The 12,280-nt window shown below is 65.5% G+C and carries 4 protein-coding genes; 2 read left to right on the top strand and 2 right to left on the bottom strand.

What is annotated here, in order from left to right:
• Positions 1-373: 373 nt before the first annotated feature.
• Together fadD28 and AADZ55_RS07510 are read left to right on the top strand one after the other, a co-directional pair.
• On the top strand, positions 374-2,113 hold the full coding sequence (gene fadD28, locus AADZ55_RS07515; protein ID WP_085325414.1) for a fatty-acid--AMP ligase FAAL28/FadD28: 1,740 nt from the start codon (positions 374-376) through the stop codon (positions 2,111-2,113).
• Between the two features lie 82 nt (positions 2,114-2,195).
• Positions 2,196-4,922 (top strand): MMPL family transporter, encoded by a 2,727-nt coding sequence (locus tag AADZ55_RS07510; RefSeq protein WP_278248612.1) that lies wholly within the window; start codon positions 2,196-2,198, stop codon positions 4,920-4,922.
• A 20-nt stretch (positions 4,923-4,942) separates the two neighbouring features.
• On the opposite strand, the gene AADZ55_RS07505 is transcribed toward AADZ55_RS07510, so the two are convergent.
• On the bottom strand, positions 4,943-5,638 hold the full coding sequence (locus AADZ55_RS07505; protein ID WP_085325416.1) for an LppX_LprAFG lipoprotein: 696 nt from the start codon (positions 5,636-5,638) through the stop codon (positions 4,943-4,945).
• Between the two features lie 254 nt (positions 5,639-5,892).
• Entirely contained in the window at positions 5,893-12,264 is a 6,372-nt protein-coding gene (locus AADZ55_RS07500; protein WP_119184978.1) for a type I polyketide synthase, read from the bottom strand.
• Between the last annotated feature and the right edge of the window lie 16 nt (positions 12,265-12,280).

Genomic DNA, 12,280 nt, shown 5'->3' with positions numbered 1-12,280 from the left:
CCGCTACATCGACAGCCACCCGGTGTCGGCGCCGGCTCGCCCGATGCCGATGCTGCCGTGCATCGCGCCGACGTCCTGCTGACATCACCAGCTAGAGGGCACAGTGCGCCGCCGACAACCAATGCCGAGGTCGCGCAGATCACTGCCCCGGGGGGATCGGCCGCCGGCCACAGCGCGGAGCGCGGCAACCCGCACCGCGCCATGCGTCTTGGGCCACCTGAATCATGCGGGAGCAGTTGTTTCGCTAGCGTCGCGCCGTTGGCAGAACTGCCTCATCAAACAACTGTCGAGCTGGCGAAATATGACTTCGATCACACCCAGTGCGGGCCCACTCTCAGTTGAGACGCAGGCTGGCCCGGTAATGTGATCGCCCATGAGTGTGCGTTCCCTGCCCGCTGCGCTGCGCGCGTGTGCCCGTTTGCAGCCAAATGACCCAGCGTTCACGTATATCGACTATGAACAGGACTGGGCCGGCGTTGCAGAAACCCTGACGTGGTCGCAGCTGTATCGGCGAACGCTTAACGTTGCCCGAGAGCTGAAGCTTTGCGCTGCAACGGGTGATCGCGCGGTGATATTGGCTCCTCAGGGACTCGACTACATCGCGGCTTTTCTTGGGGCTTTGCAGGCCGGAATTGTCGCGGTTCCGCTCTCGGTTCCCCAGGGCGGGGCCCTCGATGAACGTGTTGATTCGGTGTTCCGCGATGCGTCACCAACCGCCATTCTCACGACATCGTCAGTCGTAGACGATGTCGTTCAGCATGTTAAGGCGCAGCCCGGTGAATCCACACCTTCAGTCGTCGAGATTGATTTGCTAGATCTGGATTCTTCCAACGGATCCAGCGCCGGAGACGAGAGCTACCCGTCAATCGCGTATTTGCAATACACCTCCGGGTCGACCCGCACCCCGGCTGGCGTGGTGATGTCCCATCAGAACCTTCGTACCAACTTCGAACAACTGATGTCTGGCTATTTTGCGGATTCCGATGGAATCCCCCCGCCAGGTGCAACGATTGTTTCCTGGCTGCCGTTTTATCACGACATGGGTTTGGTGCTGGGAGTTTGTGCACCAATTCTGGGGGGATATCCCTCGGTGCTCACCAGCCCGGTCTCGTTCTTGGCGCGTCCGGCTCGGTGGTTGCACATGCTGGCGAGCAATGTTTACCCATTTTCGGCAGCGCCGAATTTCGCCTTCGAACTGGCGACAAAAAGGGTCTCGGACGACGACATGGCCGGGCATGATCTCGGCAACGTGCTCACCATCCTCAGCGGTAGCGAGCGGGTACACCCCGCGACGATTAAGCGCTTCGCCGACCGCTTTGCTCGCTTCAATCTGCAGGAGAAGGTGATCCGCCCCTCGTATGGGCTCGCAGAAGCGACGGTGTACGTGGCCACCAGCAGACCTGGTCATCCACCAAAGTTCGTCGATTTCGAGGCTGACAAATTGTCCGACGGCGAAGCGAAGCCGTGCGACAGCGGAGACGGCACACAGTTGGTCGGCTACGTTTTGCCGCAATCACCGATCCTGCGGATCGTCGATCCCGAGACCGGTACCGAGCGCCCCGAGGGAACGGTCGGTGAGATTTGGGTGCACGGCGACAATGTCGCTTCCGGCTATTGGCAAAAGCCCGAAGAGACTGAGCGCACTTTCGGCGCGAAGATTGTCAGCCCGTCAGCGGGCACACCCGAAGGCCCTTGGCTAAGAACCGGAGACTCGGGCTTTGTCACCGGCGGCGAAGTGTTCATCATCGGCCGAATCAAAGATCTCTTGATCGTGTATGGGCGTAACCACTCCCCCGACGACATCGAGGCGACGATCCAAGAGATCACTCGGGGGCGCTGCGCGGCGATATCGGTTGCCAGTGATCGCACCGAAAAGCTGGTCGCCATTATCGAACTCAAGAAACGCGGCGACTCAGACCAGGATGCGATGGACGCGCTGGGCGTCATTAAACGTGAAGTCACGTCGGCTTTATCGAGTTCGCATGGTCTCAGCGTCGCAGATCTGGTTCTGGTAGCACCTGGCTCGATCCCGATTACCACCAGCGGCAAGGTCAGGCGAGCGGCGTGTGTCGAGCAGTATCGGCAAGATCAGTTTGCCCGCTTGGACGCTTAATCCGGTCCGCCGGCTTACGCGGATTTGGTACGGCCGTTTGAAAACGTCGTCCGCGGACGACGGTGTCGCTACGATCGCGGATGTGTCAGCCGACGGGCCATCTCGGCTCGCCAAGCTCCTTGTCGTGGCCGTCTGGGCTGCGGTAGCGGTGACTGCAAACGTGATTCTCGCGCTGGCGCATGCGAAGGCGAGCGAGCCGAGTTCAGCCTCGGCGCTGCTGCCCCGGCACGCCACAACCACGGCCGCCAACGGCCGGATTGCGCAGGCGTTCCCAGACACCGGTACCAACGCCATCGCCTACCTGGTGGTGGAGGGCAGCGACACACTGGAGCCGGCCGACGAGCAATACTTTGACGCTGCCGTCAGCGCCCTGCGCGCCGACTCCGACCACGTGGGATCCGTCCTCGACTGGTCGTCCGATCCCCTCACCGCCGCGCTGGCAACCAGCGCCGACGGCCGGTCCGGTAGTGCCATGGTGTGGCTGCGCGGCGAGGCGGGGAGCGCCCGGGCCCAAGAATCCCTCGATGCTGCCCGATCGGTGGTGGGCAAGCTACCGCCGAGTTCAGGGCTGCGCATCCGCATCATTGCCCCGGCCACCACCACCGGCATGCCCCTGCATATGTCCGCGTGGCAGGGCGCGGCGATCGTGATTGCCGCGGCGCTGATCGCCGTCGCGTTGCTGCTGAGGGCGGGGCACTCCGCGATTTCCGTGGGGATCGCGCTGCTGACCGCCGGGCTGTCGCGTGCGGTGGCGTGGCCGGTCGTCGCGCTGGTGGGGGGACACGATGCGGGCAAGGCATCGGCCTTTGCGGTGTTCTCCGGCACCCTGGCCGCGGTCCTGACAATCGGCACGATCACGGCATCCACCATGCTGGTTGCGCGGGTCAGGCCGGAGGGAACCGATTCGGCCCCAGACCGGCACGCATACCGCGACATGCTGCCCGCATTGGCGCTGCCCGGGGCGTGCGTCGCGCTGCTCACCGGCCCGCTGCTGCTAGCCCAAACCCCGGCGCTGCACAGCGTTGGCACCGCCGCACTGGGTGTCGTTGTCGCACTTATAGCTTCGTTGACGCTCTTGCCTGCCTTGACCGGGCTCGCGGGGCCTTGGGTGCGGTCATCGCCGCGAACCGGCGGTGCCGCGTGGGCCCGCCGGCTGCCGATACCCAGCTTCCTCAGTCCGGTTGTCGTCACCGCGGTGGTGCTGGCGATCTGCGCGCTACCCGTCATCGGGATGCGCAGCGGCGTTGCCGAAAACCTGGCCAGGGTAAGCAGCGCACGGTTCCTTCCCGGGGATCAGCTACCCGATGTGGTGGTGGTCAAATCCACCCGGGATCTTCTCGACCCGGCGGGGCTCATCGCCATCGACCAGATCAGCCATCGGCTGATGGAGATTCCCGGTGTGCGCAAGGTGGAGTCGGCGGCATGGCCGGCCGGTATCCCATGGACCGACGCCTCGCTAACCTCCGCTGCGGGCAGGCTCGCGGATCAGCTGAATCAGCAAGCCGGGTCGTTCTTTCCGGTAGTGAATGCGATCAAGTCCATGAAGTCCATAGTCGATCAGATGGGCGGCGCGGTCGACCAACTGGAAAGCACCGTCAACGTGAGTGTGGCCGGGGCGCACCAAGCCCAGCGATACCTCGACCCGATGCTCGCCGCCGCGCAGAACCTCAAGAACAAGACCGCTGAGGTTTCGGGATACCTGGATACGATCCGCAACTGGATCGTCGGCTTCACAAACTGTCCCAACAACGAACTGTGCGCGGCCATGCGCAAGGTCATGGAGCCCTACGACGTAGTGGTCGCCGGCATGAACGAGCTGTCCAATGGCGCCAGCCGCATCTCCGCGATATCGGCGCAAACAATGAACGCCTTGAACTCGGCACCGCGCCTGGTGGCGCAAATGCGGTCGGCACTGGAGCAGGTGCGCTCCTTCGTACCCCAAATGGAAACGACCATCCAGGACGTCATGCCGCAAGTGGCGCAAGCGTCGGCGATGCTAAAGAATCTCAGTGCCGATTTCGCTGATACCGGCGAGGGCGGCTTCCACCTATCCAGGAAGGACCTGGCGGATCCGTCCTACCGCCACGTGCGGGAATCGATGTTCTCTTCAGACGGCACGGCGACCCGCCTGTTCGTCTATTCGCACGGGGACAACCAAGACCTGGATGCCGCGGCACGCACCCAACAGCTCGAAATCGCGGCGGGCAAGGCGATGAAGTATGGAAGCCTCGTCGACGCCCAGATCACGGTGAACGGGGCCGCGCAAGTAGCCACCGCAGTGCGCGCTGCCCTCACCCACGATGTCGTGCTGCTGGCCGTCACCATGCTCGCGGCGGTGACCCTGGTCGGCGTGTGGCGCCGCGCCCTCATCGGGGTCACGGTCGGCCTCGGGGTGCTGGCCTCGTACCTGGCCGCGCTGGGGGTCTCGGTGATGCTCTGGCAACACCTACTGGACAGCGAGCTGCAGGCCGCGGTGCCGCTGGTCTCGTTCGCCCTTCTGGCCGCGTTCGGCGTCCCCTATCTCATCGCCACTGTTCTCGCCACCGACGCCACCGACGGGACACGCTCCGCGGGCACCGTGTCCGTCCGGGGCGCCGTTGCGCCGATCGCGGCGCTCGGCGCGGTATTTGGCGGCGGGTTGCTGTTGGTTTCGGGAGGTTCCTTCAGCGCTCTTAGTCAGCTCGGCACCGTTCTCGTGATCGGGCTGGGCGCGTTGACCGCGACGGCACGCGTGTGCATCCCGGCATTGACGGCGAGAGACCGGACTGGGCAACCGGCCGTCGCCGAGTCGCCCGCAACGAAGGATTGAAACGACGCCCCGCTGCGCCGCTAACCGACGTTCACGGGTTGGTTCCACTTGGACAGCGTGAGCTCGATCGTCCCGGACCCGAGATCAATGCTTGCCCGAACCAGGTGATGCGAACCATCCGTAGCAACCCACACGGTCGCCGGCCTCGGCCGTCGGGCGGCGGGATCCAACATCTTGACTGTCTCCGTCGGGAGCGTGCCGGTGATCTTGTTGGTGGGAACTCCGTCGATCACTTCGCTACCTTGCGATTGCAGGTTGGTGATGCCCGACAGTATCTTCCCGACACCATTGGTTGGGTCGATAACGCGTGAGGTGGACAGCTCGGAGATGGAGCCGAGATTGGTCCAGTCCTCGAACAATTTCACCGAGATGTTGTCGTCCTTGGTCCGGAACGGGACGTCCGCCTGGCCCTGATAGGTGCACACGCCCTTTGCGGCGAGCGGATTGGCCTGGACATCGACGTCGGCACTGGTGATACCGAGCATGCTGTCGATCTTTCCGGTTGTTCGGACCGTCAGGTGCACGCTGGTCAAGGCCTTGGTCGCCTCCAGCGATTGCTGGATCTCGGCCACGAGCGCGGGGTCGGCCCGCACGCTGGACGTAATTTGTGCCTCGGGTTCGCTGTTGTCTGAGGCGCATCCGGACAGCCACAGCGCTAGGCAGGCACCCAGCGCTATCAGCAGGGCGGAAATCACCGCCGGTTTACGATCGTTCATTGCTCATCCTCTCGATGATGTTCACGCGGACCGCTCGCAGCGCGGGCAGCACCGGACTCAGCGCACGGCCGCGTGTCGTCGATCAACCCGGCCAACAAAGATTCGGCGCGTCCGCTTCGGGCCCGAACATCATGAGCTTGCTGGCGTTCATGATCGTATCGTGTGGCCGGCATGGCTACCGTAGGCATGTCCGACGTTCGCTGGCGAATAACCAGATACCCGTCTCGTCAAGGTCGGCGAAACGGCTAACCATTTCAAGAATGCACCGACACTTTATCTTCGTCGGGTTCGGGAAGCCGCCCCTTTTCTTCATCGGATTCGCGATTGTTGCTCTCAGAGATTTGCTGGGCTATGTGGCTGGCAACCGCGGTTGGGGTCGGGTGATCCAAGATCACGGTCGGCGGCAAAGTCAGCCCGGTGGCGTTCTTGAGACGGTTACGTAGTTCCACGGCGGTCAGCGAGTCGAATCCGAGGTCTTGGAATGCCGTATCGGAGTCGACGTCCTCGGCTGCAGACCGGCCCAGCACCGCCGCGGCCTGCGCACACACGATCCCTACCAGCAGGACGTGCTGCTCGTCGGACGTCAGCCCTTGTAGGCGTTGGGCGAGCGCCGACTTCGACTGGGCGGCATCACCGGTGTCGTCGATTTTGCGTCGCCGCGTGCGGCGCACCAGCCCGCTAAACAACGCCGGCAAACCGCCAGCTTGAGCCCGGGCGTCGAGGGCGGCCCGGTCCAGGCGAGTAGCGACCATCAGTGCGTGGTCGACGGTTAGCGCGGCGTCAAACAATTCCAGCGCCTGCTCGGCGCTCATACCGGCCAGGCCACTACGGCTCATGCGGGCCAGATCACGCTCACTCAAATGAGCGGTTATGGTGCTGGTTTGTTCCCACAACCCCCACGCCAGCGATACGCCGGCCAACCCCGCGGCCTGCCGGTGAGCGGCCAAGCCGTCCAGAAACGCGTTCGCCGCCGAATAGTTGCCCTGCCCCGGGGAGCCCACCGTGGCCGCAATCGAGGAGCAAAGCGCGAACATCGACAAATCCAGATCACGGGTGGCCTCGTGCAGGTTCCACGCGGCGTCCACCTTGGCCCGCAACACCGTGTCGACCCGATCCGCTGTCAACGAGGCGATCACCGCGTCGTCGACCACCCCGGCGGCGTGGATCACCCCGCGCACCGGCGGCCACTCCCGCGCCAGCTGGGCAAACAACCCCACTACCGCATCACGATCGGCAACATCGCAAGCCACCACCTGCACCTTGGCGCCCGCGTCCATCAACTCGGCCGCCAGCTCAGCGGCCCCCTCCGCGCGATCGCCGCGCCGACTGGCCAACACCACATGCCGCACGCGATAGGCGTTGACCATATGGCGGGCCAGCACCGCACCGACCATCCCCGTGGCACCGGTGATCAACACGGTGCCGTCGGCAAGGCCGTCGGCTAGCGCCGAAGGCATGGTCAAGACCACCTTGCCGATATGGCGGGCCTGGCTCATGAACCGGAAGGCCGCCGGAGCGCAGCGCACATCCCACGTGGTGACCGGCAGCCGATGCAGCACCTGGGTGTCGAACAGCTCCCTTACCTCGTCCAGCATCTCCTGCATGCGTACCGGGCCGGCCTCGGACAGGTCGAACGCCCGATACCACACACCGGGATAGTTGGCGGCGATCTTTTGCGCATCGCGGATATCGGTCTTGCCCATCTCGAGAAAACGCCCGCCGCGTACCAGCAAGCGCAGCGACGCGTCCACGAACTCACCGGCCAGCGAGTCGAGCACCACATCGACCCCGCGGCCTTCGGTGACCGCCAAGAACTTCTCCTCGAAGTCCAGTGTGCGGGAATCACCGATGTGGTCGTCGTCAAACCCCATGGCGCGCAGCGTGTCCCACTTACCGCGGCTGGCGGTGACAAAAACCTCCACTCCCCAGTGTCGAGCCAGCTGCACCGCCGCCATGCCCACCCCGCCGGTGCCGGCATGGATCAGCACCGATTCCCCGGCCTTGATCGCGGCCAAATCCGCCAACCCAAACAGGGCCGTCAAGAACACCACCGGCACGGCCGCGGCCTGGGCAAACGACCACCCGTGCGGCACCTTGGCAACCAGTTGCTGGTCCACCACAGCCAGCGGACCCGCACCACCCAGGAATCCCATCACCGCATCACCAACGGCGACACCGGTCACTTCCGGACCGATCTCGAGCACCGTCCCGGCGCCTTCGGCACCCAGCGCCGGCGCCTGGCCGGGATACATCCCCAACGCGGCCACCACATCGCGGAAATTCACCCCGACCGCCGCCACTGCCACCCGCACCTGGCCGGCCTGCAGTGGTGCCTTTGCCTCGGGGCAGGGCTGGAGCACCAAATCCTCCAGGGTTCCGCCACCACCGGCGGCCAACCGCCACGCGGACGCGTCGGCGGGCAACGCCAGCATCGGCGGTGCCGGGGCCAGCCGGGCGTTATGCACGACACCACGGCGCACCAGCAATTGGGCTTCCCCGACACCGGCCAGCGCCGCCACATCCACCGTCGCGTCGGTGTCGATCAACACGATCCGGCCGGGTTGTTCGGCCTGCGCCGAACGCACCAGACCCCACACCGCCGCGGCGCCCAGATCGCTGACATCCTCACCGGCCAACGCCACGCCACCGTGGGTCAGCACCACCAGCGTGCCCGCCCGATCGCTGCCCAGCCAGGACTGCAACACCTGCAGGGCGGCATGCGTGGCCGCATAGGCCGAGCCCACCACGTCCTCGCGGGCCGCGTCGCACTCCCAGACCACCACAGCAGCATCGTCGGCCGACGCACCGTTACCGTTGACGCGCGCACCGGCGGCATCATTTGCGTCGCAAAACTCCTGCCAGGACAGCACCGCGGGCTGATCAGATGGATCAATGCTGTTATCGTTCAACGGTATTGGTGACCAGACCACTTCCAGCGGTCCCTGTTCGGATCCACGGCCCGCCGCGTTCACCGCCGCGCGCAGCTGCTCGGCGCTCATCGCGCGGGTTACCAGCGCGTCGACAGTCAACACCGGCAACCCCTCGGCATCGGCCACCTCGACCAAGATCGCATCCGCCCCTGCCGAGGCGAGGCGAGCCCGCAACCGCCCGGCCCCGCCGGCATGCAGCGACACTCCCCGCCAGCAGAACGGCAACATCGTCTGCGTGGCCGCCTCGGTGTTTTCCAAGGCCAGGCCCAGAGCATGCAGCACCGCGTCCAGCACGGCCGGGTGCATCCCCATCCCGTCGACCACCACACCGGCCTCAACGGGAGCGACCACCTCGGCGAATAGCTCCGACTCACGCTTCCATGCCGACACCAGCCCCTGAAATGCCTTGCCGTAGGCATATCCTCGCGCGGCCAACCGCTCATAGCCATCCGAGATGTCGATGCTCTCCGCGCCCTCGGGCGGCCACACCGACAAGTCCGTCGAGGCCGCCCTGGCTTCTGGGGCGTTGACTCCCAGCGTGCCCATGGCATGCAGCAGCCAGTCCCCGTCGGACTGATCGCCCCGGGAATACACCGACACCGCCCGGCTCCCCGCCTCGTCAGCGGCCCCCACCACCACCTGCACCTGCACCCCTACCCCCGGGTGCAGCACCAGCGGCGCAGCCAACACCAACTCTTCGACGACCCCGCACCCAACCTCATCGCCGGCGCGGATGACCAGCTCCACAAAGCCCGCCCCCGGAAACAGCACGACGCCGCTCACCACGTGGTCGGCCAACCACGGCTGATCCGACAGCGACAACCGGCCCGTCAACACCACGCCACCAGAATCGGGCCGCTCGAGCACCGCACCCAACAACGCATGCTCGGTCGCACCCAGACCCAGGCCGGCCGCATCGGCGGGCCCATCCCCGCCCGGAATCTCCCAAAAACGCCGTCGCTGAAACGCGTACGTGGGCAACTCCACCCGTCGCCCACCCGAGCCGGCAAACACCGCCGACCAATCCACCCCGACACCAGTGGCAAACAACTGACCGGCCGCACCCAGCGCCGAGGGGACCTCCGGACGGTCCTTACCCAGCATCGACACCACCACCGCCTCGGCCGGGGATAACGACTGCTCGATGGAGCCCGTTAAACCACTACCGGGACCGACCTCGACGAAGTGCGATGCCCCAAGTGTCTCCAGGTGACGGATACTGTCGGAAAAACGCACCGGCCGGCGAACATGCTCCACCCAGTACTGCGCCGATCCGAAATCAGTGTCGGCGCCGGCCAATTCGCCCGTCACGTTCGAAACCAGCCCAATCTGGGGCTCGCGCGTCTGCACTCGGTCCGCGATCTGCGCAAACTCTTTGAGCATCGGCTCCATCAACGGTGAATGAAACGCATGCGAAACCGCCAACTGATGCGTCCGCCGGCCCTGCGCCGCGAACCGATCCGCAATCGCGCTCACCGCGACCCGCGCACCAGAGACCACCACCGATTTGGGGGCATTGATCGCGGCGATCCCCACCCCTTCACCCAGCGACGGCAACACCTCTTCTTCAGCGGCGGCTATCGCGACCATCGCCCCGCCCGCGGGCAGGGCCTGCATCAACCGGCCTCGCGCCGCCACCAGCATCGCCGCATCCGCCAGCGTCAACACGCCGGCCACATGCGCCGCGGACAACTCCCCCACCGAATGGCCCATGACGAAATCCGGTTGCACGCCCCAGCGTCGCAACACCGCGAACAACGCCACCTCAACCGCGAACAGCGCCGGCTGAGCAAACTCGGTGCTATCCAGCAGATCCTTATCAGCACCCCATAGCACCTCGCGCAGCGGCAACCGCAGATGCCGATCCAACTCGTCGGCCACCGCATCAAATGCCTCAGCAAACGCGGGCAGCTGGGCATACAACTCGCGGCCCATCCCGAGGCGCTGCGAGCCCTGCCCGGGAAACACCACCACCGTCTTGTCGACCGACCCCGCTTGACCGATCACCACACCTGCGCCCGGGTCACCGTTGCTCACCCCCGCCAACCCCGTGAGCAACGCCTGCCGGTCGGCACCCACCACCACCGCCCGGTGGTCAAACACCGACCGGCGCGCCAACGAGTACCCAACATCGACCGGATCCAGTTGCGGGTCAGCCTGAACATGGGCCAACAATCGACCCGCCTGCGCCGTCAATGCCTCAGCCGATCTCGCCGATATCACCCACGGCAACACCGACAAACCCGACTCACCCGATTCGCCGGTAACGCTTTCGCCCACCTCAACCGGGGCCGGCACGGGAGCCTGCTCCAGGATCACGTGCGCGTTGGTGCCGCTGATCCCAAACGAGGACACCCCCGCGCGGCGCGGACGCCCCTGCGCCGGCCAGTCCCGGGCCTCGGTGAGCAACGACACCGCGCCGCTTTCCCAATCCACCCGCGGGGACGGCTCATCGACATGCAGCGTCGCCGGCATCACCTCATGGCGCATCGCCTGAATCACCTTGATCACCCCGGCCACGCCCGCCGCGGCCTGGGTATGACCCATGTTCGATTTGATCGAACCCAACCACAGCGGCCGCTCGGACGGACGGCCTTGCCCATAGGTGGCCAATAGCGCCTGCGCTTCGATGGGGTCACCCAACGTGGTGGCCGTCCCGTGCGCCTCAACCACGTCCACATCGGCCGAGGCCAACCCCGCATTGGCCAACGCCGCGCGAATCACCCGCTGCTGGGCAGGTCCGCTGGGTGCGGTCAAGCCGTTCGACGCACCATCCTGGTTGATGGCGCTACCGCGCACCACCGCCAACACCGAATGCCCTAACCGCCGCGCGTCCGATAGCCGCTCCAGCACCACCACTCCGGCACCCTCACCCCAGCCGGTCCCATCGGCCGCCCCGGCAAACGCCTTACACCGCCCATCGGGCGCCAGGCCGCGCTGCCGGCTGAACCCCACAAATATCGACGGCAACCCCATCACGGTCACCCCACCGGCTAACGCGAGATCACACTCCCCCGACCGCAACGCCCCCATCGCATAGTGGATCGCCACCAACGACGAGGAGCACGCCGTGTCCACCGACACCGCCGGACCCTCCAGCCCCAACACATAGGACACCCGCCCCGAGGCCACGCTGATTGACGTGCCGGTCAAGCCGTACCCTTGCAACCCCCCGGTGTCCCTGTTGCCGTAGCTCGCCGCGAAGATTCCGGTAAACACCCCGGTCGCCGACCCCCGCAACGACAGCGGGTCAATCCCGGCGTGCTCCAACGCCTCCCAGGAAACCTCCAGGATCAACCGCTGCTGAGGGTCCATCGCCAGCACTTCGCTGGGGGCGATCCCAAAAAATCCGGCGTCAAAGCCGGTCGCGTCCTCTAGAAACGCACCGTGCCGCGTATAGGTCTTGCCCTCCGCGTCGGGATCCGGGTCATACAACCCTTCCACATCCCAACCGCGATCCGTCGGAAACTCCGACACCAGATCCCGGCCTTCCGATACGACCTCCCACAACTCGTCCGGAGTATCCACCCCGCCCGGAAACCGGCACCCGATCCCCACCACCGCGATCGGCTCTGTCGCGCGCTGTTCATATTCCCGCAGCCGTGCCCGTGCCTCATCGAGCTCTACAGCAACCTTCTTTAGGTAACGGAAGAGCTTTTCACTCTGCTGGTCGGCCCCTTCAGCGCTCGTTGTCACAGTCAGTTGCTCCTCT

Source organism: Mycobacterium decipiens, assembly GCF_963853665.1.
GTDB classification, from domain to species: Bacteria; Actinomycetota; Actinomycetes; order Mycobacteriales; family Mycobacteriaceae; genus Mycobacterium; species Mycobacterium decipiens.
Note: the sequence above shows the minus strand (reverse complement) of the source record. Positions and strands in the feature narration are given on the sequence as shown.